Source organism: Sphaerochaeta pleomorpha str. Grapes, from assembly GCF_000236685.1.
Classification (GTDB): Bacteria; Spirochaetota; Spirochaetia; order Sphaerochaetales; family Sphaerochaetaceae; genus Sphaerochaeta; species Sphaerochaeta pleomorpha.
The window spans coordinates 2,925,625-2,950,851 of record NC_016633.1 but is presented as its reverse complement, the minus strand read 5'-3'; the positions used below and the strand labels follow the sequence as shown (position 1 = coordinate 2,950,851).

Annotated in this window: 25 protein-coding genes and 1 tRNA gene; 13 read left to right on the top strand and 13 right to left on the bottom strand. The window is 43.2% G+C overall.

The genetic code is table 11. The features are described 5' to 3' along the window. Positions 1–117: 117 nt before the first annotated feature. Together SPIGRAPES_RS13415 and SPIGRAPES_RS13410 are read right to left on the bottom strand one after the other, a co-directional pair. Positions 118–1,914, bottom strand: coding sequence for an alanine--tRNA ligase (locus SPIGRAPES_RS13415; protein WP_041384695.1), 1,797 nt, complete (start codon positions 1,912–1,914; stop codon positions 118–120). Between the two features lie 53 nt (positions 1,915–1,967). Further along, positions 1,968–2,924 (bottom strand): DNA-processing protein DprA, encoded by a 957-nt coding sequence (locus SPIGRAPES_RS13410; protein WP_014271289.1) that lies wholly within the window; start codon positions 2,922–2,924, stop codon positions 1,968–1,970. Between the two features lie 93 nt (positions 2,925–3,017). On the opposite strand from SPIGRAPES_RS13410, the gene SPIGRAPES_RS13405 reads away from it, so the two are divergent. The 3 genes from SPIGRAPES_RS13405 to SPIGRAPES_RS13395 all read left to right on the top strand — a co-directional run bounded on the left by SPIGRAPES_RS13405 (position 3,018) and on the right by SPIGRAPES_RS13395 (position 5,269). Beyond that, positions 3,018–3,569, top strand: coding sequence for a hypothetical protein (locus SPIGRAPES_RS13405; RefSeq protein ID WP_014271288.1), 552 nt, complete (start codon positions 3,018–3,020; stop codon positions 3,567–3,569). 72 nt (positions 3,570–3,641) lie between these two features. Next, complete coding sequence (locus SPIGRAPES_RS13400; protein WP_014271287.1) at positions 3,642–4,379, top strand: MerR family transcriptional regulator; 738 nt, start codon at positions 3,642–3,644, stop codon at positions 4,377–4,379. A gap of 113 nt (positions 4,380–4,492) precedes the next feature. Continuing rightward, positions 4,493–5,269 carry a 2-oxo acid dehydrogenase subunit E2 gene (locus SPIGRAPES_RS13395; RefSeq protein ID WP_014271286.1) on the top strand — a complete coding sequence of 259 codons (777 nt, stop codon included), beginning with the start codon at positions 4,493–4,495 and terminating at the stop codon, positions 5,267–5,269. 54 nt (positions 5,270–5,323) lie between these two features. Here the strand turns inward: SPIGRAPES_RS13395 and SPIGRAPES_RS13390 are convergent, their stop codons facing one another. From SPIGRAPES_RS13390 to SPIGRAPES_RS17065, 8 genes are all read right to left on the bottom strand, one after another. Further along, positions 5,324–5,674: a hypothetical protein gene (locus tag SPIGRAPES_RS13390; RefSeq protein ID WP_014271285.1), complete on the bottom strand. Its 351-nt coding sequence runs from the start codon at positions 5,672–5,674 to the stop codon at positions 5,324–5,326. Between the two features lie 512 nt (positions 5,675–6,186). Beyond that, positions 6,187–6,930 (bottom strand): DUF4145 domain-containing protein, encoded by a 744-nt coding sequence (locus SPIGRAPES_RS13385; protein ID WP_014271284.1) that lies wholly within the window; start codon positions 6,928–6,930, stop codon positions 6,187–6,189. Between the two features lie 13 nt (positions 6,931–6,943). Continuing rightward, positions 6,944–8,458: an SNIPE associated domain-containing protein gene (locus SPIGRAPES_RS13380; protein ID WP_215904751.1), complete on the bottom strand. Its 1,515-nt coding sequence runs from the start codon at positions 8,456–8,458 to the stop codon at positions 6,944–6,946. A 205-nt stretch (positions 8,459–8,663) separates the two neighbouring features. Beyond that, positions 8,664–8,894 (bottom strand): hypothetical protein, encoded by a 231-nt coding sequence (locus SPIGRAPES_RS13375; protein ID WP_155816763.1) that lies wholly within the window; start codon positions 8,892–8,894, stop codon positions 8,664–8,666. 302 nt (positions 8,895–9,196) lie between these two features. Next, positions 9,197–9,269, bottom strand: a tRNA-Phe gene (locus SPIGRAPES_RS13370). Positions 9,270–9,502: 233 nt separating this feature from the next. Continuing rightward, the gene (locus tag SPIGRAPES_RS13365) at positions 9,503–10,573 is read right to left on the bottom strand and encodes a hypothetical protein (RefSeq protein WP_014271281.1); all 1,071 of its coding nucleotides are present in this window, start codon (positions 10,571–10,573) and stop codon (positions 9,503–9,505) included. Positions 10,574–10,583: 10 nt separating this feature from the next. Then, the gene (locus SPIGRAPES_RS13360; RefSeq protein WP_172635101.1) at positions 10,584–11,576 is read right to left on the bottom strand and encodes a hypothetical protein; all 993 of its coding nucleotides are present in this window, start codon (positions 11,574–11,576) and stop codon (positions 10,584–10,586) included. A gap of 174 nt (positions 11,577–11,750) precedes the next feature. Then, on the bottom strand, positions 11,751–11,978 hold the full coding sequence (locus SPIGRAPES_RS17065; protein WP_014271279.1) for a hypothetical protein: 228 nt from the start codon (positions 11,976–11,978) through the stop codon (positions 11,751–11,753). Positions 11,979–11,987: 9 nt separating this feature from the next. Here SPIGRAPES_RS17065 and SPIGRAPES_RS13355 point away from each other — a divergent pair, with 9 nt between their 5' ends. The 10 genes from SPIGRAPES_RS13355 (at position 11,988) to SPIGRAPES_RS13310 (ending at position 22,258) form a co-directional block, all read left to right on the top strand. After that, a complete protein-coding gene (locus SPIGRAPES_RS13355) occupies positions 11,988–12,203 on the top strand; it encodes a hypothetical protein (RefSeq protein ID WP_155816759.1) in 216 nt (71 codons plus the stop codon). A gap of 434 nt (positions 12,204–12,637) precedes the next feature. Then, on the top strand, positions 12,638–13,390 hold the full coding sequence (locus SPIGRAPES_RS13350) for a DeoR/GlpR family DNA-binding transcription regulator (RefSeq protein ID WP_014271278.1): 753 nt from the start codon (positions 12,638–12,640) through the stop codon (positions 13,388–13,390). A 162-nt stretch (positions 13,391–13,552) separates the two neighbouring features. Then, the gene (locus SPIGRAPES_RS13345) at positions 13,553–14,803 is read left to right on the top strand and encodes a zinc-binding dehydrogenase (protein WP_014271277.1); all 1,251 of its coding nucleotides are present in this window, start codon (positions 13,553–13,555) and stop codon (positions 14,801–14,803) included. A 31-nt stretch (positions 14,804–14,834) separates the two neighbouring features. Next, positions 14,835–15,950, top strand: a complete 1,116-nt coding sequence (locus SPIGRAPES_RS13340; RefSeq protein ID WP_014271276.1) for an ABC transporter ATP-binding protein — start codon at positions 14,835–14,837, stop codon at positions 15,948–15,950. Beyond that, a complete protein-coding gene (locus SPIGRAPES_RS13335; RefSeq protein ID WP_014271275.1) occupies positions 15,947–17,605 on the top strand; it encodes an ABC transporter permease in 1,659 nt (552 codons plus the stop codon). The genes SPIGRAPES_RS13340 and SPIGRAPES_RS13335 overlap by 4 nt, the downstream gene beginning before the upstream one ends. A gap of 56 nt (positions 17,606–17,661) precedes the next feature. Beyond that, positions 17,662–18,729, top strand: coding sequence for an extracellular solute-binding protein (locus SPIGRAPES_RS13330; protein WP_014271274.1), 1,068 nt, complete (start codon positions 17,662–17,664; stop codon positions 18,727–18,729). Positions 18,730–18,927: 198 nt separating this feature from the next. Continuing rightward, positions 18,928–19,872, top strand: coding sequence for a 1-phosphofructokinase (gene pfkB, locus SPIGRAPES_RS13325; protein ID WP_014271273.1), 945 nt, complete (start codon positions 18,928–18,930; stop codon positions 19,870–19,872). Between the two features lie 370 nt (positions 19,873–20,242). Further along, positions 20,243–21,004, top strand: coding sequence for an energy-coupling factor ABC transporter ATP-binding protein (locus SPIGRAPES_RS13320; RefSeq protein WP_014271272.1), 762 nt, complete (start codon positions 20,243–20,245; stop codon positions 21,002–21,004). Continuing rightward, on the top strand, positions 20,989–21,696 hold the full coding sequence (locus tag SPIGRAPES_RS13315) for an energy-coupling factor transporter transmembrane component T family protein (RefSeq protein ID WP_014271271.1): 708 nt from the start codon (positions 20,989–20,991) through the stop codon (positions 21,694–21,696). Before SPIGRAPES_RS13320 ends, SPIGRAPES_RS13315 begins: the two co-directional genes overlap by 16 nt. 7 nt (positions 21,697–21,703) lie before the next feature. Next, positions 21,704–22,258 carry a 5-formyltetrahydrofolate cyclo-ligase gene (locus SPIGRAPES_RS13310; protein ID WP_172635100.1) on the top strand — a complete coding sequence of 185 codons (555 nt, stop codon included), beginning with the start codon at positions 21,704–21,706 and terminating at the stop codon, positions 22,256–22,258. Here the strand turns inward: SPIGRAPES_RS13310 and SPIGRAPES_RS13305 are convergent. From SPIGRAPES_RS13305 to SPIGRAPES_RS13295, 3 genes are all read right to left on the bottom strand, one after another. Continuing rightward, on the bottom strand, positions 22,255–22,749 hold the full coding sequence (locus SPIGRAPES_RS13305) for a PTS sugar transporter subunit IIA (RefSeq protein ID WP_172635099.1): 495 nt from the start codon (positions 22,747–22,749) through the stop codon (positions 22,255–22,257). The genes SPIGRAPES_RS13310 and SPIGRAPES_RS13305 overlap by 4 nt on opposite strands. Before the next feature lie 84 nt (positions 22,750–22,833). Next, entirely contained in the window at positions 22,834–24,321 is a 1,488-nt protein-coding gene (gltA, locus tag SPIGRAPES_RS13300; protein WP_014271268.1) for an NADPH-dependent glutamate synthase, read from the bottom strand. 3 nt (positions 24,322–24,324) lie between these two features. After that, on the bottom strand, positions 24,325–25,173 hold the full coding sequence (locus SPIGRAPES_RS13295; RefSeq protein ID WP_014271267.1) for a sulfide/dihydroorotate dehydrogenase-like FAD/NAD-binding protein: 849 nt from the start codon (positions 25,171–25,173) through the stop codon (positions 24,325–24,327). Positions 25,174–25,227 lie beyond the last annotated feature (54 nt).

The window sequence follows — 25,227 nt, the reverse complement described above, 5'->3', positions numbered from 1 at the left end:
TACCTCCAGCTACAAAATGAATTGCAGAGGCAAAATAAGCAGGGCACCCGCCGTTCTGTTGCCAGAATCACAGGTGCCCTACATAAAATTGCATGGTTTCGTTTTGCCTTAGGGAAATTACTTCTCCAAGATGGCCTTTATCCTACGAATCCCGGCCGAGGAGGACTGCTCCTTGAGAATCTTGAAATGACCCATAGTCGAGGTATTCTTAACATGGGGGCCACCACAGACTTCTTTGGAGAAATCACCGATGGAATAGACCTTTACCTGTTCGCCATACTTGCTTTCAAAGAAAGCGATAGCTCCAGCCTCACGGGCTTGGTCAAGGGTCATGGTCTCACAGGTTACCGCAAGGTTGCGTGCAATCTGCTTATTGACAATGTCCTCGACCCTCTGGATTTCTTCACTAGTCATCGGAGAGGGATGGGTAAAGTCGAAGCGGAGACGATCGACAGTAATATTGGAACCCTTCTGCCCTACATGGTCGCCCAAGACGGTTCTCAGGGCCTTGTGGAGCATATGGGTGGCAGTATGGAGAGCAGTAGTCTGTTCACTATGGTCGGCAAGGCCGCCCTTGAACTGCTGTTCGGCTCCACTCCTGCTTACTTCCTGATGTTTTTCAAAGGCTGCCTTAAACCCTTCCTCGTCAACGCTAAAACCATGTTCATGGGCAAGTTCACGGGTCAGCTCGATAGGATAGCCATAGGTATCATACAACTTGAAGGCGGTACGCCCGCTGATCTGGCGGGAAGTGCCCTTCAAAAGGTTGGGAAGCATTTTTTCAAATTCGCGTTCGCCTTTGAGCAAGGTCTCGGAGAATTTGGTTTCCTCTGCTGCAAGTTCATCCATGATAAAGACCTTATGTGCAACCAATTCAGGATACGGCTTGTCGTACAGGTCCAAAACAATCTGGGCAAGTTCCCCAAGGAAGGCATGGTCTATGCCAAGTTTGTTGGCATGACGGACTGCACGTCGGATGAGCCTCCTGAGAATGTATCCCTGGCCGACATTGGAGGGAGCCATTCCCTTCGGATCGCCAAGGATAAACACACTGGTTCTAACATGGTCAGCTATGATGCGGATAGAAATGTCTGTTTCTTCCTCCACTCCATATTTCTTGCCACTCAGTTTTTCTATTCCGGCAATGACCGGGGTGAAGATTTCTGTCTCGTATACCGATTTCTTTCCTTGCAGGATGGCAATGGTGCGTTCGATTCCCATACCGGTGTCAACGCATTTGCGGTCCATCGGTACGTAAGTGCCCTCAGCTGTCTTACGATAGCCCATGAACACATCATTCCAGATTTCGAAATATTTCCCGCATGAGCAACCAGGCTGGCAATCGGGACCACAGGAAGGGCGCCCGGTGTCGATGAACATCTCGCTGTCAGGACCACAGGGTCCGGTCTCACCGGCGGGTCCCCACCAGTTGTCTTCACGGGGGAGGAAGTAAATCCGTTCACGGGGGATGCCATAGCTTTCCCAGATTGCAGCGGCTTCTTCGTCGCGCGGAACAAGGTCATCCCCGGCAAACACAGTTACAGAGAGCTTGCTCGCGTCGATACCAAGGACACTTGTCAAAAATTCAAAGCTGTATCCGATTGCTTCTTTCTTGAAGTAATCGCCCAACGACCAGTTTCCAAGCATTTCAAAAAAGGTGAGATGGTGCGGATCCCCTACTGCCTCGATATCTCCGGTCCTGATACATTTCTGGTAATCGGTCAAACGCTTTCCAGAAGGGTGTTCTGCACCAAGGATGTACGGTACAAGAGGATGCATTCCGGCAGTCGTAAAAAGCACGGTCGGATCGTTTTCAGGAATCAGGGAAGCCCCACTGATTTGCGTGTGTTGTTTTGAAACGAAGAAATCGATGTATTTCTGCCTCAATTCATTCGCGGTTAGTTGGTTTTTCATAATGTTAGATAGTAGTCTTCCGACCGTTTTCATGTCAAGGCAAACAGGCATTTCTAGAGGGAGAAGAGGTCAAGTTGTAACGGCTTTTCCTCTTTGTTCCCAGTCTTTTCCCGTAGTCCTGCATTTTGGTCCAATGCTTTTGCAAGCAGGCGGGGAATATCCTGGCTCTTCTTTACGACAAACACTCGCGGTTGATCGGCAAACTGCCTCGGCCAGAGCACACTGCGGTTGTCCAAGGACGATTGGTAGACAAATAAGTACTTTTTCTGCTCCAGTGCAAAAGAAGCCTGCCTGACGGCGCCTCCACCATCTTTGTCCTCAACAACTACCGAGGCAAGGGAGAGCGCACTCATAAGGCGGTTACGAAGTAAAAAGTGCCATTTCTGCGTTATCTCGGAGGGAGCAAAGCGACTGACTACCACACCTTTTTCAGCAATTTCCTGCTGGAGCGCCTGGTGTTCAAGAGGATAACAGCTTTCTAGGGGGGTCCCAATTACGGCCATGGTGGGAAACCCCGAAGACAAGGCTGTCTTATGGGCCACCCCGTCGATACCCTTGGCAAGTCCACTGACCACGACATAGCCTTTGCTCCCGATTGCATTGGCAGTCACCGCTGCCGAGGCAAGACCCTCAAGCGAAGGGCTGCGAGTCCCGATGATCGAAATGGCTGGCTTGCCCAATAGGGAGATATCCCCGCGGACATAAAGAAACCTGGGGCAATAGGCAAACCCCTTGGTTTGTACCGGCCAAAGGGGGTCTTCCCAGGTAATGACCTGTACAGTTTCAGCCATAGCCTCAAAAACAGGACGCAAAGTATAATAGGCGTCACTTAAAGCATGTTCGCCTACTTCAAGCAAACGGGCATACTCGCTGATATGAAGAATGAGGGAATCGGAGGTGTCAAAAAGAAGGACAGCTTTGCCAAAGGCTTCGATAGCCTTGGCTTCCGAATTCTTGCAGGCAACGACCATCGATTGGAAATTCAAAGCCTGATGCCTCGTCTTATCCATGTTTCCTCCGCAATGCACTCTATCACCACAAGGCCCTGTCTTGCAACGAATGGCGGGCTTGGAAAAAACAAAAGAGCGTTGTATCATGTATGTATGAAACAGAGATTGAATTTTTTTTCAGTCTTCCTCATTGCCCTTTTGGGTATTACCTCTTTTGCCTTTTGCCAATCCTTGGAACTCTCTGAGGAATATACCCAATCTGCACTCTGGATCGACACCGGCAGGAACACCGAATTCTACACCTCGTATCCGAGTGAAGGCGTATTCAGTACTACTAGCCCTGTCGAACTTAGATGGACTCCATTTTTAGGCACACAGCCGTTGGAAAAAGAAACGTTCTTCCAGATTGCCGGTATGCAGGAGGAAGCCCTACGCTACAAACAAGCGCAAAAAACCGCCCGGATATTCAATTGGACAGGTCTCTCCCTTTTTCTGGCCGGTACGTTGCTATTAGCTGGTTCCCAGACAATAGACCCTGACAGCAAGGTGTTACTCTACTCTTCGCTCGGCCTCATTTTCGGGGGAATCGCATCAGGGGGAATCGGCATAATAATTGACAACTCATCACAGATTCCTGCCAGCGAAGCAGCCCAGGCTGCTGTCCGCTATAACGAGAATTTGAAACTCGAACTGGGCCTTGAGTAGCAAAAGACAACGAGGTAATCAATTTCACTTTCCCCTTGACTATGACGCTACGTCATAGTGCATGCTATTAACATGAAAGTAAAAGAAGTTGCCACTTTGATTGGCGTGAGCGTAAGGACCCTTCACCATTGGGAATCGCTCGGGTTGCTATCTCCTTCACGAAGCGAAACAAACCTATATAGGGAATATATACAGCAAGACCTTGCAAACCTACAGCAGATATTGTTTTTCAAAGAATGCGGCTTTTCCTTGCACAAGATCCATTGCCTGCTCTCCGATAAAAACTTTGACAGGGAAAAAGCCTTCCAATTACAGAAAAGCTATCTGTTGCAACAAAAAAACCGTATAGACACTATGCTCGAAACTTTGGACAACTCGAGCAGGGCATTGAAAGGAGGCTACGCTATGGCTACGAAAGACCAGTTCAAGGGTTTTGACATGACAAAGAACCCGTATGAAAAAGAAGCGAAAGAACGATGGGGCGAAGAAACAGTGAAGGCAAGCATTTCCCATATCAAAAACCTTCCGCCGGAAACCAAAAAAACTATGGGAACCGAAATGGATGCTTTGTTTTCAAAATTGGCAAACCTCAGAACCGAAGACCCTTCTTCTCGTATCGTACAGGGTGCAATGGAAGAGATGTACCGGTTTTTCAATGCCAGTTTCGGCTATTACTACTCCCTTGAGGCTTTTGCCAGTCTTGGCCAGATGTATATAAAGGATGAACGGTTTACAAAAAACATCGATTCTTTTGGGAAAGGCCTTTCCTTGTTCCTCTCTCAGGCAATGGGGATCTATGCAATGAAATAGATCTGGGAAGGCATAACCACATTGCCTCGTTTTTCAGAATCCGATACGGTATCTACAAGGCCAAGACTTTTGGTTGCAAACAACCTCTTTTTTACTAATCAAGGTGGAAATGTATGAAACGCGAAAAAACCACAGACCTGCGAAAACTATCGATGTATGGGTTTGAACTGGTAACAGGTGGCCATAATTTCTTTGCCTTGCTTGATATCGACATAACAAACTTACGGACCTTCCTTCGCCAAAAAAGACGGGAAGGAACCGGGGGTTCCCTTTTTTCCTTGGTTTTGAAAGCCATTGGAATGTGCTTGCAGGAGTTTTCCGAGTTCAATTCGATGATCGACTTGAAGCATACTACTACCTTCGAGCAGGTAGATTTGAACATCCCCATCGAAATCGAAGATGCTGGGAAATCCATCACAAAGCAATGTATTATCAGGGATATCAACCATAAGACCATTACAGAGATAGACCATGAGATTACCAATGCGAAGACAAGTAAAAATGCAGACAAGGGATATGTGTCTTCGCCCTTTATCAGGAAAATGCTCACTTCGCTTCCCCTGCCCCTTGTCCGATTCATGTTCAGAAGGATCCTGCATAATCACAGACTGGTACAAGAGCTGTCAGGTACAATATTCGTTACTTCAGTAAGTATGTTCTCCCAGGTCCCGGGCTATATCATTCCCTACATCGGAGGCCCAAAGGCGGTTTCCTTTGCCCTCGGAAGTATCACCAAAAAACCCGTCGTGGTCCAAAACGAGATCAAGATCAGGGAAATGTACAATATTACCGTTGCATTCAACCATGATATCATCGACGGGGCCCCTGCAGCCCGTTTCATCAACAGGTTCAGGGAACTACTGGAAAAATCCTATACTGAGTTGCTATGAGAAAACCAGCTGCAAGTTGCCTGGGGACATGCCTTGTAACAAAAAAAACAAAACCTAGTCATCCTCATACATTTCATTGATAACATCCCAAGCGGAAGCTTCATTTTTCCTTAATCCACAGAGGAGAAGATACTGGTTCAACAACAAGACCAGATGTTTTTCTTTCACTTGCTCGGGATTCTCTATGGCGAGTACCATCTTCAATTCCCGGGAGGTAGAAGGCAGTGCCTGTACCCGGTCGTATTCATTGAGCATATCTTGCTTGGTCAGTCTGTTGAAATTCGGTACATCAAGAATCAGGACAGGTGAAAACTTCCTTCTTTCCAGGGCCGCGGCAGTAGTTTCAACCTGTTCAGGAGATACATCCTCAGGCAAGCTCTCATAGTCTTTGCGAAGTTCCTTCATAGTTTAACAAACCCTCCTGTTGGTTTCTATCCATTATATTGCCATGGATATCAATAGGACGGTTCAGAAAAGCCGGGTTCTTCAATGCGTAACCGTTTACTGACCGTTTAACAGAGCTGCAAATCGAGTAGCCAAAGGGAGTTTCACCCCAAGGCTCTCACAGAACCGTACGTGAATCTCTCGATTCATACAGCTCTTATCAAGAAACCACAGTATCTCCAATGTGTAAATAGGTCAGGAACCCTTCTTAAAGGACGACCTCGGAATCTTTTGAACTTGCACAAGGCCCATTTCACATCATTTCCATTACGAAGTCTGGAAATCTCTTTTAATAATTTCTTTCGTAATTTTAGGAAAATCTTTCAAACTGTGAAGATACTTTGTGTAATTACCCATCGCAGCATCCAGGCCGTATCCAAGAGCACAACAAGAAGCAAAGATTTATGTAAATATTATAGACACTCTCAAGAGTGTTTTCTCGCTATTATAGAAATCTATTTTGCAATATTAATTTACCTTCTTCCTTTTTGGATATCATGAATTTCTTCTCCTCGTTTAGAAATACTGTTCATCAAGAAATCAGCATCATGTATATCCACATACCAACTCTTCAACAAGTATTCGATTAGATGCACTAAATCAGTGGCATCAATTGAATTTATAGGACAATCCTGTTCTGCTATTACACCAGGATCCTCCATATGAGCTCCTACATTACCAATCTTTCGTATTGCCGTTAGTGCCGCATATTCTTGCCTTGATACTTCAGTTCTAAGCGATTCAATCTGCTTCTCCAATTTTAGATTTTTAAGCTGAGGTTTCTTATCTTTTATCATTCCTTGTAAAGCACGCCTGATAAGCGCAGCAGAGGCTTTTGGGCTTAAATCAACTATGCATGCAGCTTCCATATAATCGTTTCTTATTGACTCTGGAATATACGAAGGATAGTTGATATAAGTGCCATGAGGGAACAATGTTTCAAATCGTCCGATAGGCGGTTTCTCCGTATCCGGATTTACAAAATGTGGTCCTTCATATAACCCTGTGTATGCTGCTAGATACACCGAAGTTTTCTTACAATTTGGATTTGGACATAGAATGCCTAATACATAGGTGATATTCCCATTTCCAGCATCCATTCTAATGGTACTAAGATTCTCTTTTACCAGCTGTATATGCTTCTTGCAAAATGGGCATTCCCAGAACTGTTTCTTTTCTGTAACTTCCAGAATGAATTTTTTGATGTCTATTCCCATTGTCTACTCCTGATTACAAATTCACTGGAAACTTATCTAAATCATTTTTCACTGGCTCTGACTTAGGGGCTCCGAATTCTTTTCTCTTCTCAATGGATTCCCTAAATTCTCTTGCTTCAGCCAATTTGGTGAACTCAATCGTCATTCCTCTTCGTTTTGTAAGCTCTTCGATTTCACGAAGCGTTACTGTAAAAAACTCTTTACGGGTATTAATGAGATTCAACCGCTTCTTATCTAGTTGATTATGGAAATAAGATTCTAACTCAGGAGCATTGTCTGACCTGATCATCGCATGGACATCAAAGGTAAATGGGACGGAGGCATCACCAAGTTCGTTCACTCTTTCTTGTGGGTTAAGTCTACGAGTCATACCAATTTTATAAACATTCTCACCAAATGACCCCACATTTGAAATGACGTAGACATTGCCAGCCTTGGTTTGTTGGGCCATTGAAATTGCTCGTTGCTGCTGATTTTGGGCTTCTTCAAGCTTTTCCGCAAGGTCTGCAATATTTTTCTGAAGCTTTGTCAGTTCTTCTCCTTGGGCCTTTTCCATTTCTTTCCTTGCTTGATTAAGAGCTTGCTGGTATTGTTTTTGCTCATCTGCAGCATCCTTCATCGCCTTTTCATATTCACGCTGAGCCTTTTCTTCTTCTCTTATCTGATCACGCAGTTTACGTTGCTCTTCTTGCTCTTCATGTTTCTTGTTTTCATATTCAAAAGTTAATTGAAGCTCCTGAAGCTTAAGGGTCAAATACTGAGAACGGATTGAAATCTCATGAACGGTCCCAAGTTTGTTGATTGCTTCATAGACACTCTTCATCCTTTCTTCCATTTTGGTGATATTGTTCCAACGAGTATCAGCAACCATTGCTTCGCATTCACCGTTGAAAGCCCTGAGCATCAGTTTTATATATTGGTTTGTCTGTTTTTTCCCTTCAGCCTTGCTCCCATTTACAGTCCACCCAAAATTGGCATCAACAGCATCGCCTGAAGATATTAGAACTTTAGATTCCTTTCGGATCTCAATCAGTTTATCTTTATATTCCTCCGAAGTATCGAACTCAAAATGAGGTGAATATATTCCAAAGGAATTTGTTTCTACTTCATCTTGGAACAATGAAACCTCTTTCAAAAGGCTGGAAAGCAATGTTCTCGCTTGATTGTACTTAGTGGACAGCTCATCCATTTCTTGATTTAAAGTGGATATTCGCTGCTCTTTGGAATGGATGCTTTCATTCTTCTGGTTCTCAATGTCTGAGAGTGTTTTGTTCCTTTCATCAAATAGACGTTGTGTTTCTTGTACAAGCTTTGTTCTATTCGTAGATAGTTGATCTTCACTTTCCTTCTTGAGTTGTGCAATTTCTTGACGGTTAGACTCAAGGTGATCTTGGCTTTCCTTCTGAATACGTAAAAGTTCCTGTTCTATAGAAGCTTTATATTCATCGACACTAATGAATTGCTCATACTGCTTTTTTAGAGCAGCATACTTTGAATTACTCTCTGAGAGCTTTTCTTTAGTACGCATCAAAAAATAGATCAATACAAACGTAACAATCTCAATAAAAGCGAAGAATAAAAATTCGAGCGACATTCATTTAACCCCGGTCACACAGAAGCACACACCCTATAAGTAAAGACCATACTTAATATATGCACACCCTCAGGGGTGTTTCTACCAATACATCATGAACCTGCCGATTACCTTTCCCAGGCTCTTGTGATGAGATGCATCATGAAGAGAGTGTTCCAGCATTGATTCGGATATTAAATAATTCTGAACGGTCATAGACTATCCTGTTTTTTCCAGTTTCTTGTTTTATAGATTCTTCGGACAGGTACATCGGACCATTGCCAGTAACCAACCAATAAATATTGATACCCATAACAGTAAGGTTTTGTTTGAATTCAATGGGCACTGAGTGTTTTGCTATCTTATCTTGTCCCCACGTATTCTGTGACATTATAAGTCTACGAGAAAACTTGGCCTGAGATTTCCCATAGCATTCTCTTATTAACTTCAATCTGCCACATATTTCCATTACTTTCTCACTTCGCTGTTATCAAATACATTATTATACATTAGCCTCAAACTGAGGGTAATGCATTGGTCTAAGCGAATGATACAACACATTAAAGCAGGGTACAAGGATATTTCCCATGGACCAGAAAACAATGGGAAATCGTATGAGCCTTTCCAGGCCGTACATGAACCCGCAACACTCCGGACAAAAAAAACCTGCTACATTGCTGTAACAGGATTTTCTGCCGCCTCTCAGAATTGAACTGAGGACACAAGGATTTTCAGTCCTTTGCTCTACCAACTGAGCTAAAGCGGCTCGACGTTCTCTTATATACCCTGAATTGAGTTTTCTTGTCAACACCTATCAGGAAATTTTAGATTCTTCTCGTTCATATTCTGCAATTTACAGTCCCTCAAGAGCAGAATAAGAGATTTTTAAAATCAAGGTACCTTTGGTCCTTAGCCAGGGAATAGAAAGCAAAGGAAATTTTTTCACCCCTCATTGCTTTCTAAATTTCCTTGTATTTCCTTTAGCTTTTCCGCCCTATACTACTGGCTGATTGAAAAGCCGACGGAAAGGTATTTCGTCCGTTGATAAAAGAAATTTAGCAAAGGGAATCTCCCATCATGATAGCAGAGCATAAGTCTGGTAGCCCCCAGGCCAATACTCTGGTCGAACTCAAGACCTGCACCGAGGGTATATTCAAATTCCCAGGGATTGTCTTCATCATAGCCTCCGACTTGATGAAGTGTCTGTCCATCTTGGTTGGCAACGACATCGGCGCCAAGAAGCAAGGATCCAAGATTACGGACAGGAAGGCGAACCTCCATTCCAAAATCGATGATCCACGCTTTATAGGAATCTGCAAATTCAGTGACAGCAATTCCTTCTTTCCCTGATTCAACCTCAAGCAAAGACTCCCCAGAAGAAGGCTTGAGTACCCAGAAAGGAATATGGATGGCAGGAGCCATCCATGTCTTGGGCAAAGGAAGGTTTGCATCAGCATAGAGACGAAGGAAAGAAACCGGCTGAACCGAAACCCCAAACAGAATATCATTATCCCTGACATACTCTACGGGATCCTCGGTTTGCCCTGTAATATTTAAGAGCGTTTCATCCCCGTAATGGCCGCTGTAATGCTGGTACCCTGTTCGGAACGTCACTGTATTGAAAAACCTCACATGCAAACCGAAAAAGAAAATTCCATCGAAACCAAGGTTTTTAGCTCCTCCGAATCCTTGGAATACAGAATTCAAGGCTCCTTGGAATCCTACTTCCGATTCCACCATATCAAAAAACGAAAGCCGTAAAAGACCAATATTAACCCCTGTTTTCAGCTGGGCATACAGCGTTTCATCAGCATAGCTCGTACCTGAATAGAAAGGTACCGATGTGTACTCTCCATTATCGGTATAGAGAATCGACCTAGGCTGCCCTTCGATAAGATGGAGGATATTCAGCGTCGAAGTCGAGGAAAAAGGATTGAGGGCAGACGAGGGAAACAGAGACTCAGCCGCATACCAATCGAAAGATAAATTATCTTCAAACATATCGTAGGAAGCAAAACAGGACGAAACCGCAAACACAAGGACAAAGAGAAAAACAACCTTTCGTTTCATAAAAAGACTCCTAACCACTGATTACTATACCCATAACAAGATATTTGCTGCGCTGGAAAAAATAGTTCAAGAGCGGGAATCTTCCATCATGATAATAGATTTCAAACCGAAACGTTCTTTCCATGAAATCCTTATTGAAGGCAAAACCTCCACCTACTGTATATTCGAATTCCCAGGGATTGGAAGGATTATAGCCTCCGACCTGATGGAGCGTCTGTCCATCTTGGTGCGCCTGAACATCCCCTGCCAAAAACAAGGAGCCGATAGTCGAAACCGGAATATAGAGTTCCAAGCCTGATTGCAGTCTCCAAGCCTTGTAGGAAGAATCATACGGGGTCAAACCCGTGAGGCCTTCCTGTCCGGTAATATACTCAAACTGAGAAGTATCGCTATTTCCTGGCTTAAGGGTGTCTGCCGGTACATGGATTCCCGGCCTGATCCAGGATCTTTCCATAGGAAGCTCGGCAAAGAAATACAAACGGCCCCAAGAGCCCTGGTCCAAGGAAGCCCCTGCAATCCAGGAATTACCTCTGGTATATTCCTCCAAATGGTACGTTGCAGTGGAAGAATATAAATCCAGAGATGGATTGTATTCAAGCAAATCCCCTATGATTTCATCTCCCCAATGGCCGGAAAAATGATGAAATCCCGCCTGGAGGGCAAGGACATTGAAAAGCCTTATGGTTGCCCCGGCTCCATAGAGACCATCGAACCCCAAGGCATTGACCGAACCATTTTTCTGGAAAACAGTGTTCAGCCCACCTTGAATATACCCTTCCATCTCAATAAATCCCAGCGAAGCCCTAAGCAGACCGATATTCACGGCACTTTTCATCTGCCAATATTCACGCTGATTGGCATCATCATAAGTGATACTCTCATAACGGTTGGTAGCTTCGTTTGAAACCAATACAGAATCGGGGATACTCTCTTCATCCAGCATACCTAAGGACCGAAAACTGGTTGAGCAGGCAAAGGGATCGGCAAGAGGTTCTCGAAACAAAGGATCAAGGGGCGCCCATTGGAAAGAAAAAGCCCATACCTCAGTTAATCCTAGGAGAAATATAGAAAATATCAGGAAAACCTTTCGGAAAACAGAAGAATACATCTACATTCACCATACCTTTATCTTTTTCGCAAAATAATAGCACAAATCTGATGTTTCAGTACTAAATAATTATTGTTCAGAACTTAAATATGACTCATCTGGAAGATGAGCAGGTTGACTTGAGATTATGAGGGAATCAGGGTTTTTCATGTTCTCTGCACTTGGAGCAGGACAGACAAAAGCCCGGGCCCTCTTCCTTACCTTGTTCATCTTAGCTACTAGGTCCATCCGGTTTCTGGCCGTCAACGCATGTATGAGGTCATCGCGGATGATGCCCACGAACTTATTGTGGCCCATCTAATATCCATGCTTGTTCTATTTGTCTTCCCCTTCCTTGCGGATCTGCTCGTTCACTACCTCTTCCATGGCCAAGAGCATGGAGAAGGTGAGTATAGTCGCCCGGAAATCCTGCTTGAGGGTGGTTTCCAGCTGGAAGCGGTTCTTCAGCAGGTCGTAGGCATCCTCTTCGGACCACCTCTAAAACCACAGAAAATCCTCTCTTGTGTTCGGTGTCATTGGTGATCAAGGGAAACAATTGATTTTGGTTCACTTTAAAGAGAGAGGAGATTGACTAGTGTCTGGAGGGAGATACCATTAATACAAAGCAAGACTGATGCCCACTTGGCGTGCAGTAATCGATATTTAGTGTCACCCTTTGTGGGGGCTGTGATTCCAAAAGGGTTACCCTGAATGGGTGAATGCTGCAAAAAAATATATTTGAGATTGCAACGCGCTTGAAACTTCCTCTAAACACGGGTTATCATGGCATAGCACAAGATAAGTTCATGGCTTTCTACTGTTAGTTTTCATTTGTACGATAGTATAAATAATAGTCTTGGTTGAATATGTTATAAATATTTCATCAAAAGACTTATCAGTATTTCAGACTCTAAATAATGCAATATTCCGTTATGCTAATTTGGAAATTTTTATTTCGAAAATCTTGGAGGATTCTTTTGAAAAACCGAAGAAACCAAATTGAAGAATTTATCAACGAGAATGGAGCTGTCAGTTTCTCTCTTTTAAAAACAGCATTTCCTACAGTTTCTGAGATGACCCTTCGCAATGATCTCAAAGCACTTGATGAGATGCGATTAATTGTCCGAGTACATGGAGGAGCAAAATCAGTTGATCGAATTATCGGTACGGATGATTTACTGAATAAACGTTTTTGTAGAAACGTTGAAAAAAAACGTTGCATCGCGGAAAAAGCCGCTAACCTAATATATCCAAGTACTTCTATTTTCCTTGATTCAGGCTCAACTGTTACAGAACTGGCTCGGAAATTTCCTGATGAACCTCATTTGGTTTTTACTTCTGGTATTCATTGTGCCATCGAACTCGCAAAACTTTCCAAGGTCCAAATATTCATGCCAGGGGGAAAGATCAATCCCTCAAGTATGAGCATTTCTGGTTCAGATAGCTGTGAGAAAATTCGCGAGATGAATTATGATATTGCATTTCTAGGGACTACAGGCTATATGAAAACAACAGGTTTTAATTGTGGAGCCTTGGAAGAAAGCTCTCTTAAACGTGCTGTAATCAGCAGAGCTGAAACTACTGTATTACTCATGGATTCTTCTAAAGTGGAAATTAGCAATACATTTTCTTTCGCGAACGTACAGGATATTGATATTTTAATTTCCGACGACGAACTTGATCCTCAAATTGCCGAATACTTTCGAAACAATAATATTAAGGTTCTTTAAAGAGGTGTAAAGAGAATTTTATTCGATATATCGCAATTTTTTTGTTCTTAAGAAATATATTTTTGTTAAAACAACAATTTAATTGACAACTGCTCATACCGGGTTTACCCTGCAAAACGCATGGACATAGTACATTCATGTATAAAGAAAGGGAGTTTTGGTATGAAAGCAAGAGCGCTTCGAATTCATGGGGCATCAGATTTGCGAATTGACGAATTTGAGTTGCCAAAAATCAACGATGATGAAATATTAGTGAAAGTTGTTTCCGATAGTATTTGTATGTCAACTTACAAATGTGCGATTTTAGGCCCCAAACACAAACGTGTCCATTCTGATGTTGCACAACATCCAGCTATTACAGGTCATGAATTTGCAGGTGATATCGTAGAGGTTGGTGAGAAATATAAAGACCAGTTCAAGGCTGGTATGAAATTCACCTTGCAACCAGCTTTAAATTATAAGGGAACCATGTGGTCTCCAGGTTATTCATATGAGTTTTGCGGAGGAGATGCAACCTACTGCATACTTCCTCCTGAAGTTATGGAACTTGGATGTCTATTGGAATATAAAGGTGAGGCCTATTTTGAAGCCTCTTTAGCAGAACCGATGTCATGCTGCATTGGTGCATTTCATGCATGTTTCCATACAGAAATGGGAGTTTATGCCCACACAATGGGTATTAAACAAGGAGGAAACATTGCCCTATTGGCTGCCGCCGGGCCAATGGGATTGGGCGCTTTGACATATGCAATTCATTCAGAACACCGGCCTTCGCTAATTGTATTGACTGATATAAATTCAAAAAGACTTTCGAGAGCAAAATTCTTATTTGAAAAAGAAGCACAAGAGTGTGGCGTACGAGTAGAATTTATCAATACTTCCAATATAGATGATGTCGCCAACTATTTACGTCGCTTCTCTCCCTTAGGATTTGACGATGTTTTTGCATTTGCGCCGATTGCCTCTGTGGTGCAATTAGGTTCCGATATTCTAGGAAGAGACGGATGTTTGAATTTCTTTGCAGGTCCTATTGATAAGCAGTTCTGCGCACCTTTGAATTTCTATGATGTACACTACAATTCAACCCATGTAATCGGCACGACAGGTGGAAACACATATGATATGCTTGAATCCCTTAGAATGACTGAAAAAAAACAGTTGGATCCTGCAGTAATGATCACACATATTGGTGGATTGAACTGCGCAGCTGAGACCACCTTGAACCTTCCTAAAATTCCTGGAGGGAAAAAACTTATCTATACCCATCTGGACCTTCCGCTAACCGCAATTGAGGATTTTCGAACCTTATCTGTCAAGGATATTCGTTTTGGCATCTTAGCTGATATCATCGATGCTCATAACGGACTTTGGTGTGTTGAAGCAGAGAAATATCTACTGAACAACTGGACATAGACTTAGTTAAAAAAACCAAAGGAGCCAATAGATGAGCGTGAATATTTCAATCGAACATGCTGTTAAAAAATATGGAGAGACCATAGTAATTCCAGATCTTTCCATTGAGATTCATGATGGAGAGTTATTTACTTTATTGGGCCCATCCGGTTGCGGAAAAACCACACTACTACGTATGATTGCTGGTTTTAATAGCATTGAAGGTGGAAAGTTTTCCTTCAACAACAAGGAAATCAACAATTTAGAGCCTGATAAGAGGAATATTGGGATGGTCTTCCAGAACTATGCAATTTTCCCTAATATGACAGTCCGTAAAAATGTTGAATTCGGGTTGCGCAGCAGGAAAGTCCCCGCTGATATAACCAAAAGGGAAACTGACAAGTTCTTAAAACTAGTTCATGTAGATGAATATGCAGACAGAATGCCTGATAGACTTTCCGGTGGACAACAACAGCGAGTAGCTCTTGCCCGTGCTTTGGTTATTCAACCCGATGTGTTATTGATGGATGAACCGCTCTCAAACCTTGATGCAAAACTCAGGGTGGAGATGCGCTCTGTTATCAAGGCAATTCAAAAAAATGTTGGAATTACTACAGTGTACGTGACTCATGACCAAGAGGAAGCTATGGCGATTTCCAATCGTATTGCTGTCATGAAGGATGGAATCATTCATCAATGCGGAAGACCGCAAGATATTTATATGCGTCCGGCTGATCTATTTGTTGCAACGTTCATAGGAAAATCAAATTTGCTTGAGGGGAAACTATTTCAAGGCAACCACGGCTTTGAATTGGAGTTCTCTAATGGCTATAGAATTTCTGTCGATAAGATCGATCCAAAAAAAGTATCGGATGAAAATGTTTTGGTATCCTGTCGTCCTGAAGAATTGATAATCAATACGCAACCTCAGGAAAAATGTATTAAAGCAACTATTGAAGATAGCATATTTCTAGGATTAAATACTCATTATTTTGTTAAACTTGATACAAACGAAGAGGCAGAGATAATAAAGGAATCAGATTTCGAATCAATTCTTCCTGCCGGTAGTCAAATTTTTTTGAATGTAAATATCGCCAAAATAAACATATTCGATGCCACAACCGGTAAGAGTCTTATGCAAGACATGGATTGGATGGTAAAGAAATGAAGATAATGAAAAGACATAAATTATTTGAATTCTGGAATATGACTTCATTCGGCATCTTGGCCCTTTTCGTAGTATTCTTGGTATTTCCGATTGCGGGTTTACTAAAAGAAGCTGTGGTTACTTCTGATGGCAGGTTTTCCTTGGATGCGTTTGCAAGGTTTTTTGGAAAGAGCTACTACTACTCCACCATATTCAATAGTTTCAAGATAGCCTTTTTCTCTATGGCCCTTTGTTTACTCCTAGGGATCCCATTTGCCTATTTCTATTCTTTCTATAAAATGAAAGGAAGAAAACTACTTTTTATCCTTTGCTTACTCTGTACCATGTCTGCACCTTTTATAGGAGCGTATGCTTGGATTCTGTTACTGGGAAATAATGGACTTCTAACTAATTTATTGAAAACGATTGGTATCAATAATGTGAGCATCTATGGGTTTGGTGGAATTGTATTGGTACAAACCATGAAATTATTTCCCTTGGTAGTTATTTATATGAATGGAGCTTTTAGGGATGTTGACAACTCTCTGATGGAAGCTGCTGAAAGTATGGGATGCAAGGGAGTCAATAGATTCTTCAAAATACTGATAACATTAACCATGCCGACTATATTGGCTGCTGCTTTGCTTGTCTTTATGCGCTCCTTCGCAGATTTCGGTACCCCTTTGCTTATCGGAAGAGGATATACAACTTTTCCGGTGTTGATTTATAATGAATACTTGGGAGAAAATGGTGCAGATTATCATTTTGCCTCTGCAATTAGTATTATTGCTGTGATTGTTACTGGCTTCTTTTTCTTGCTTCAGAAAATAGCAACAAGCAAATTCAAATTTACCATTAGTGCGATGCATCCCATTGAACAGAAAGAATGCCACCATGCTTCAGGCATTTTGATGCATATTTATTGTTATGCCTTGGTAGCGATTTCCATGTTGCCTCAACTATATATCATTTATATGTCCTTCAGAAAGTATAACAACAGCATATTATTGAATGGGTATTCTCTTGTAAACTATCAGAAGGCGTTCTCAAAAAACTTACTTAGAGCTACAAACAATACTCTGATAATCAGTATATTCACATTAGCTATTATCGTGGTGCTGGCTGTTTTAATTGCATATCTGGTAGTAAGAAAAGGAAATGCAATCAGTAACCTCATCGATACAATCTCTATGCTACCCTATATCATGCCAGGAGCAGTAATCGGCATTGCTTTGGTAATCGTTTATAGCCATAAGCCTTTCTGCATTGCAGGTACACTGGTAATTATGGTAATAGCTTTGGCAATACGCAGGTTGCCATTTACCAGCCGTTCGGCAACTGCCGCAATGATGAAAATCAGTCCAAGCATTGAAGAGGCAGCCTTGAGCTTAGGGGCTTCCAAGCTGAAATCATTTGTTAAAATTACTGTTCCTATGATGTCCAGTGGAATTATTTCAGGAGCAGTATTAAGTTGGGTTTCAATCATCACGGAAATGTCGAGTGGAGTCATCCTGTACAACAATCGAACAATAACATTGACAATCGGTACTTATGTGGCAATCAACAACGGTATATACGGGGTAGCGGCAGCCTTTGCAACAGTGACTACAATCCTAACCATCATATGCCTTATGGTTTACTTAAAATTTACCAAGATCGAAAACGTACGGATGTAATTGAATTGGGAACAATTCTGAAAGAAATTCTTTCAGATTAAAAAATGGAGGATATCATGAGAAAGAAGATGCTGGCAATATCGTTGATTTTTGTCATGGCACTTGGATTCGCATTTGCGAATGGGACAAACGAGTCGAAGACTCCTATAACCACTACTGATCGACCTGATTGGGCAAAAGGGGTTGATGAGGTTACAGGAACATTGACGGTGTACACTACAATGGAAGAGACACAGCAGGAATTATTATTGAAACTGTGGAAGGAATGTTATCCAAAGTGCAAAATCGAAATCGTTGCCGATTCTGTGGGTACTTTGGCTACAAAGATCCGGAGTGATGCAACAAGTGGTGCTGATGTGGTTATTGGAGGAATGTTTGCAGCTGATGGTGAAAAATACCATGATATTCTTCAACCCTATACCTCAACCCTAGACAAAGAACAAGGATTCCACGACCCATCCGAGTACTATACATTTTATGATGTACAGGTCATGTGTTTAGTTGTGAATCCAAACGTATTGAAACAGCTCGGAGTTTCGGTAAAGGGTTATAAAGATCTGCTTCAACCTGCGTTGAAAGGAAAAATTATTCTGGCAGATCCCTCTGCATCTTCGTCTGGCTGGAGGCAATTGCAGACAATCTTGGCAGTGATGGGAGATAAGTTCGATGACGAAAAAGGATGGACTTATGTAAAACAACTGATGGAGAATAGCTTCTCAACTAATTCCTCCAAAGATGTATATAACTTAGTCAACGAAGGTGAATATGCAGTCGGTTTGTCATATGAATCGACACCTGCAGGTATTATCGCTGGGGGTGGTGCCACTATGCAAATCATCTATATGAACGAAGGAAACACAGCAATGCCTGGAGGAGCGGCAATCGTGAAAGATGCTCCCAATTTGGTAGCCGCAAAAGCTATGATTGATCTGTTGGCTTCAACTGATTTCCAGAATATGCGTACCGACTTAGCCGGTCGTGGTTCCAACAAGTTATGCAAACCAAGCAGCTTACCTAATAGTGACACTTTGGGACTTGTTGATTTGGATTATGAGTATTTGATGAAAAACAAGACCAAAATGACAGACCATTGGAATCAGCTTTGGGCTGAAGTGAATCGCTAAGCCTTTCTTCAAGATAATAATTAGCTAAACTTCATTGACAAGATTGTGAATTGCTTTAGACAATTCACGGTCTTGCAGTGGAAAAATAATGGTCCATCATCAGATAAGTGGCATTAGCTTACATAAAATCGAGGTTATTTACTTATAAAGCATTTGTAATTATCTATGTCATTTCTATTGATTTGTTGAGGAGAATTCATGATAGCTACTGTTACTTTCAATCCTTCGTTAGACTATGTAATCTCTGTCGACTCTTTTATCTTGGGAGCCTTGAACAGGACAAATACTGAGAAGATTTTCCCTGGCGGGAAAGGAATCAATGTTTCCATTGTGCTACATGCTCTTGGGATCGATACCATTGCCTATGGGTTTGAAGCGGGGTTTACGGGAACAGCTTTGACTCATTTATTGCATCAAAGAAGGATTCAAGCTGACTTCATTCAAGTAGCCAACGGTTTTACGAGAATCAACGTGAAAATACGTACCGCCAACACAGAAAGTGAAATCAACGGAAGAGGACCAGAAATCGACAAGAAAGATATTGAATTACTCTATGCAAAACTCGATCTGCTTTCTGAAGCTGATTGTCTAGTTCTAGCGGGAAGCATCCCCCCGATGGTACCTCAAACTATTTATGAAGATATTCTATGCCATTTGCAGGGAAAAAAAATAAAGACAATTGTAGATGCTACAAATCATTTACTTCTTAATGTGCTTCCTTACCATCCCTTTCTTATAAAACCAAACGATATTGAATTGGGTGAAATTTTTGGAGTAAAAATTTCTGGGATTGCAGATTCAATAACCTATGGGAAAAAACTCCAGGACAGTGGGGCAAAAAATGTTTTAGTATCACTGGGGAAAAAAGGTGCAATACTCATAGATGAATTTGGGACAGTCCACCAATGTGATGCTCCTAAAGGAAAAGTGCTTAACACCATAGGAGCGGGAGATTCCATGGTTGCTGGATTCTTGGCAGGATATTTAAAAACTGGTGATTATAAACAAGCTCTCCGTATGGGGGTTTGTGCAGGTAGTGCAAGTGCCTTTTCCTATGATCTTGCAAGCAGACAGGACATTGAAACCTTGCTTTGTAACATGAATCAACAGTCACCAGTGAATGATGGCAAAATGCTATTTTGATTCTTTCGGCTGATTCAAATTGCTAATAAATAATTTTTCCAACATATATAGCTGAGTCAAGTATAGTTTGCAGTCTAAAAATCAAAGGTTTTGACAGTTTCTCAATTTTTCATGCCTCGTTTCTCAGTCGTTGTTATTTGCTAGCGTCGCTGTTTTTATATAACACCTTTTATGCTGGCTGTTACCTCATATCCCATAAATCAGTCACAGGACTACAGCGAATCCTCAAGTCTTTCTACCAGACATTCGATGGACTGGGAGAACTTGTTCCTGTATTCTGCCCAGATCGACTCTAGCGTTTTCCTTTTGCACCTGCACCCTTTTGTTTATCTTGTTCAAAGAAGGTACATCTGGTACAGTCAATTTGAACATGACACAACAACAAGAGCCTATATTGCAGGTACACAATCTTAGTTTTGGGTTTGAAAAAAACAAACCGATTCTCAAGAACATCTCCTTCTCCATCGAGAAAGGAGCCTTCGTTTTGCTTACCGGTCCAAACGGTTCCGGAAAGAGCCTTTTGCTCAAATGTGTAAAAGGCCTGCTCAAACCAACGGAGGGAACAGTTACTATCGAGGGACAGGACGTCACCAGAGCCCCAAAAAAGCGCTTGGATTCAATCGGTCTCGTCTTCCAGGATGCAGATAGCCAAATCGTCGGCCAGACAGTGGAGAGAGATATTCTCTTCGGTGTAGAGAACCTTCGCCTCCCCCAAGAAGAACAAATGAGACGACTCGAGGAAGTCGGAACCCTCATGGGACTGAAAGAGCAGTTCAAGCAAAGACCCCGGACACTCAGCGGTGGTGAGAAACGCCGCCTGTCTATTGCCGGGGTCCTGGTCATGGACCCAAAGCTTCTCATCATGGATGAACCGTTTGCCAACCTTGACTATCCGTCGGTCCTCCAGGTTATAAAGACCCTCCTCAAACTGCATGAGGCAGGGCATACCATCATTCTAGTCAGCCATGAAGTGGAGAAAATCCTTGCATACACAGACCAAACCATACTCCTGGAAAAAGGAAGCGTGATTGCAGACGGTAAAGCAATCGATATCCTTCCGCTCTTGCCTGAGCATGGGGTATACGTTCCTTTGCAGGCCAAAATCGAGGAGCTTACATGGCTGAAGCAATGATCTTCCATTTCCGGGACAGAAAGAGCTTCCTCAATGCAAGCAACCCGGTAACAAAGTTCGGCTGCGTCATCGCCCTCTGTTTCCCACTCGTGAAAGCCCCCCTGATTACCGCCCTTGTCCTGCTCACTCCCCTCATCCTGCTTGCCTTACTGCAAAGGTTACCAGTACGCTCCTATGGAAGGGAGCTGAAATTCTTCGGTTTCATGGCATTGCTCATAGCCCTGACCACTTTTTTTTCTACCCATGACGCACAACAGGCCGCAGCAGCATGCGTACGTTTTTTTGCAATCATACTATCTGGCATGTTGCTCGCAGACTCCACTGCCCCTGACGACCTTGCCCGATCCCTTGGTTCAATCCTGGAAAGGATACCTTTTGTGAAAGGCTGGGAAATTGCAAGCAGCATCGAGCTGACCCTTTCTTTGGTACCGATCATCTTTGATGTGACAGAACAAGTAACGGCTGCCAGAAAGTCCCGGCAGGCAAGGACAGGGAACCCGATACGCACCCTATCGGATTTAGGTGGCAGCATTTTTTCCTTGCTGTTGGACCGCAGCGAGGATCTCGCTTCAGCCCTCGATGCAAGGGCCTTTGACCCTGGGCGAGAAAGGCAGACCCTCGGATATGGAAAACCAGACGGAATCCTCCTTGTTGCCACCATCTTGCTTGTGATAGCAGGGTACATGCTATAATATGGCTATGGTTACAAAGAAGGAGCTACGAATACTGCTTCAAAAAGAAGCACTCGACAACAAGGACCATGATTTCTCAGAAGAAGATAATGCAAGCATTGAAGCCTTGCTTGCTTGTGACGAGTATAAAAACGCAACCTCAGTCTTTGCCTTCGTACCCCTTCCCAGCGAAGTGAATATCAATAAATTTTTAGATATCGCAGTCAAAGAAAAAAGACTGGCCCTTCCCAGATGTCTCGATGAAGGGCTTATGGAATTCTGCCTTGCAGAAAAAGTCTGGAACAAAGGACTGGTCAGATCATCGAGAAACATTGCAGAACCAATCTGCGAACACATCATTGAACCAGATGAGCATTCCATCATTCTTGTTCCTGCGTTGGCTTTTTCCAAACTCAAACAAAGGCTGGGAAGAGGGATGGGGTATTATGACAGGTTTTTAAACCGCTATCCTTCGGTCATGACCATAGGCATTTGCAGGAGATACCAATTCTTTGATGATATTCCTGTAGAAAAGTTTGATAAAAACGTTAACAAAGTCCTCGTAAACGGTATTTTTTACTAATCTTTCTGGGTTTTGCATAGCCAGACAAAGTTCTGCGACGACATCATAGAAAAAAATCTCTCACAACGTTCATCGTGACCAAGATCCTTGAGTGCGAGCAAATGTTCACGTACCTGTTCAGTACGGACACTCTGCAAAATTGCACTGAGAGCGCGGAGATATTCAATCTGGATGGAAGGACTTGAGGCAATGACAAACAGCAAATGGACAGGTAGCCCATCCTTTGATGCAAAGTCTATCCCCTTTGTACTGAGCCCTAAGGCTATCTTCACCGAGTCAAGGCCAAGGATTTTCCCATGTGCAATGGCTACTCCATGCCCAATACCGGTAGTTTCGATGCGTTCGCGACGAAGCACACCTCGTTTGAAGCGTTCAACATCAGGAAGACTCTGAAATATAGAACAGGAATCTATCACTTCCAAAATGGCTTTTTTCTTATCGTTTTCTTGGAGTTGACAGATTACCGATTGGCAATCGCTATGAATAATCACGAGTGTAACTATACACAATGATGGAAGGTGTTTCAAGACATGGCGCCTGCAAAGGAAATGCAGGCGCCATGTGAATATAATTTATTACTTTGTAGAGAGATATTCATTCATTGCCTTCGCAGCTTTTCGACCTTGCCCCATGGCAAGAATTACCGTAGCGGCCCCGAGGACAATATCGCCGCCGGCATAAACACCGGGAAGCGTCGTTTCACAGGTATCTTCATTAACGATGAAATTACCGCGCCTATCCACCTCGATGCCATCCGTGGTTGCCTTGATCAGAGGATTGCTGGCATTACCGATTGCAACAATAACTGTATCGAAATCATATAACTTCTCGCTTCCCGGGATTTCCACGGGAGAACGACGGCCGGAGGCATCGCTTTCACCAAGCTCACAGGCGATGAGCTTTACCCCATTGACCCTACCCTGCTCATTGGCAACAATTTCAAGGGGAGCATGCAGGAACATGAAGTTTACCCCTTCTTCCTTTGCATGGCCTACCTCTTCCTTTCTTGCCGGCATTTCAAATTCAGTACGGCGATAGACAATGGAAACCTCTTCGGCGCCAAGCCGTTTTGCCGTACGGGCAGCATCCATTGCGACGTTACCACCGCCAAAGACTGCAACCTTTTTTGAATCGTAAAGAGGAGTCAAGGAATCGCCGATTGAATAGGCTTTCATCAGATTGCTTCTGGTGAGGTATTCATTTGCAGAGAAGACACCGATATAGTTTTCGCCCTCGATACCCATAAATTTGGGAAGACCGGCACCGGAACCTACAAACACAGCATCGAAACCGTCTTTTTCCATAAGGTCGGAAATCTTTCTGGTCTTGCCAACCAGGTAATTCCGCCTGATCTCAACACCCATTTCTTTGAGATTATCCAACTCATGCTGGACAATTTTCTTGGGAAGCCTGAACTCAGGAATACCATAGACAAGAACTCCACCAGCTTTATGCAGAGCCTCGAACATCACCACAGTGTGCCCTTCCCTGCGTAAATCGGCAGCAGCGGCAATCCCTGCAGGACCTGTTCCTACAATGGCAACTTTCTTTCCGGTTTCCGGGGCAACAGGAGGAATTGTCTCACACCCGTTTTCACGTGCATAATCGGCAACAAACCGTTCGATACGGCCAATGGATACAGACTGATCGACATCCTTATATATTTTTCCGACCGTACAATACTTCTGGCACTGGCTTTCCTGGGGACATACACGCCCACAGATGGAAGGAAGGAGACTGCTCTGCTTAATTATATCGACAGACTTCTCATAGTTACCCTTTGCAGCTTCAGCAATAAAGCCAGGAATATCGATGGAGACGGGACAACCCTGGATACAAGGCTTGTTCTTGCACTGCAGGCACCTCAGGGCTTCGGCCCTGACTTGGCTGTCAGTATACCCGAGGGCAACTTCCTGCATGTTGGTAACACGGACCGAAGGATCCTGGGTAGGCATTTCCTGCATCGGAATCTGCCCACGGTCCTTTGCCGTAAGAGTAACGTTATCAAACTTTTTCAATACTTCTTTTGCCTGGAGATCCAGTTCTTCAATGGAAACATGCATGGTTTAAGCCTCTCCTTCGGTAATATGCAGACCAATGTGACACTTATGATGGGCTTCCTGTTCTTTGCTCTTATAGGTGCCAAGACGTAGAAGCATATTATCCCAATCAACCAGGTGACCATCGAATTCCGGGCCATCGACACAGACAAACTTGGTCTTTCCACCGATGCTTACCCGGCAACCACCACACATACCGGTACCGTCAATCATGATGGTATTAAGAGAAACTATGGTATGGATACCATATGGCTTGGTGGTCAAAGCTGCAAATTTCATCATGATAGGAGGTCCGATAATGACGACACAGTCGGGTTTCCAAGTCTCACAGAGTTCCTTCAAAGGTACGGTAACCAAAGCTTTCTGGCCATAGGAGCCGTCGTCGGTACAGATGATTACTTCATCGGCAATGGAACGCATCTCTTCTTCCATGATGATCAAGTCCTTAGTCCTTGCACCCATGATTACCTTGACTTCGTTTCCTGCTGCTTTCATTCCCTGTACAATTGGATGAAGGGGGGCAACCCCGATACCGCCACCTACGCACACAACCTTTCCAAAGTTCTCGATATCGGTGGGCTTTCCCAAGGGACCAAGCAAATTCTCGATTTCATCCCCGACTTCAAGCATAGCAAGCCGATGAGTGGTTTCTCCAACCGCTTGAAAAATCAAGGTTATGGAACCTTCCTTTGCATTGGCATCAGCAATGGTCAAAGGAATTCTCTCATTGAAATCCCCTCCCATCTGAAGGATGATAAACTGACCGGGTTTTCTGGCTTCTGCAATTTCAGGGGCTTCGATAACCATTCTGAAAACTTCGGCGGATAGTTTCTTCTTTGATAGAATTTTGTTCATAAACGCTCCTCGGTATGCACCGTACATTATTGCAAGTTTGTCCCGTATCATACA

Excerpts from the sequence above, each read along its gene's own strand:
- gltA (WP_014271268.1), bottom strand. The coding sequence starts at position 24,321 with ATGCATGTTTCCATTGAAGAACTGGATCTCCAGGCAAAAGAAGTATTG.
- SPIGRAPES_RS13365 (WP_014271281.1), bottom strand. The coding sequence starts at position 10,573 with ATGAAACGAAAGGTTGTTTTTCTCTTTGTCCTTGTGTTTGCGGTTTCG.
- SPIGRAPES_RS13355 (WP_155816759.1), top strand. The coding sequence starts at position 11,988 with ATGCTTGTTCTATTTGTCTTCCCCTTCCTTGCGGATCTGCTCGTTCAC.
- pfkB (WP_014271273.1), top strand. The coding sequence starts at position 18,928 with ATGATAGCTACTGTTACTTTCAATCCTTCGTTAGACTATGTAATCTCT.
- SPIGRAPES_RS13405 (WP_014271288.1), top strand. The coding sequence starts at position 3,018 with ATGAAACAGAGATTGAATTTTTTTTCAGTCTTCCTCATTGCCCTTTTG.
- SPIGRAPES_RS17065 (WP_014271279.1), bottom strand. The coding sequence starts at position 11,978 with ATGGGCCACAATAAGTTCGTGGGCATCATCCGCGATGACCTCATACAT.
- SPIGRAPES_RS13385 (WP_014271284.1), bottom strand. The coding sequence starts at position 6,930 with ATGGGAATAGACATCAAAAAATTCATTCTGGAAGTTACAGAAAAGAAA.
- SPIGRAPES_RS13375 (WP_155816763.1), bottom strand. The coding sequence starts at position 8,894 with ATGTCACAGAATACGTGGGGACAAGATAAGATAGCAAAACACTCAGTG.
- SPIGRAPES_RS13320 (WP_014271272.1), top strand. The coding sequence starts at position 20,243 with ATGACACAACAACAAGAGCCTATATTGCAGGTACACAATCTTAGTTTT.
- SPIGRAPES_RS13295 (WP_014271267.1), bottom strand. The coding sequence starts at position 25,173 with ATGAACAAAATTCTATCAAAGAAGAAACTATCCGCCGAAGTTTTCAGA.
- SPIGRAPES_RS13315 (WP_014271271.1), top strand. The coding sequence starts at position 20,989 with ATGGCTGAAGCAATGATCTTCCATTTCCGGGACAGAAAGAGCTTCCTC.
- SPIGRAPES_RS13340 (WP_014271276.1), top strand. The coding sequence starts at position 14,835 with ATGAGCGTGAATATTTCAATCGAACATGCTGTTAAAAAATATGGAGAG.
- SPIGRAPES_RS13400 (WP_014271287.1), top strand. The coding sequence starts at position 3,642 with ATGAAAGTAAAAGAAGTTGCCACTTTGATTGGCGTGAGCGTAAGGACC.
- SPIGRAPES_RS13335 (WP_014271275.1), top strand. The coding sequence starts at position 15,947 with ATGAAGATAATGAAAAGACATAAATTATTTGAATTCTGGAATATGACT.
- SPIGRAPES_RS13380 (WP_215904751.1), bottom strand. The coding sequence starts at position 8,458 with ATGCGTACTAAAGAAAAGCTCTCAGAGAGTAATTCAAAGTATGCTGCT.
- SPIGRAPES_RS13415 (WP_041384695.1), bottom strand. The coding sequence starts at position 1,914 with ATGAAAAACCAACTAACCGCGAATGAATTGAGGCAGAAATACATCGAT.
- SPIGRAPES_RS13395 (WP_014271286.1), top strand. The coding sequence starts at position 4,493 with ATGAAACGCGAAAAAACCACAGACCTGCGAAAACTATCGATGTATGGG.
- SPIGRAPES_RS13330 (WP_014271274.1), top strand. The coding sequence starts at position 17,662 with ATGAGAAAGAAGATGCTGGCAATATCGTTGATTTTTGTCATGGCACTT.
- SPIGRAPES_RS13390 (WP_014271285.1), bottom strand. The coding sequence starts at position 5,674 with ATGAAGGAACTTCGCAAAGACTATGAGAGCTTGCCTGAGGATGTATCT.
- SPIGRAPES_RS13310 (WP_172635100.1), top strand. The coding sequence starts at position 21,704 with ATGGTTACAAAGAAGGAGCTACGAATACTGCTTCAAAAAGAAGCACTC.
- SPIGRAPES_RS13345 (WP_014271277.1), top strand. The coding sequence starts at position 13,553 with ATGAAAGCAAGAGCGCTTCGAATTCATGGGGCATCAGATTTGCGAATT.
- SPIGRAPES_RS13410 (WP_014271289.1), bottom strand. The coding sequence starts at position 2,924 with ATGGATAAGACGAGGCATCAGGCTTTGAATTTCCAATCGATGGTCGTT.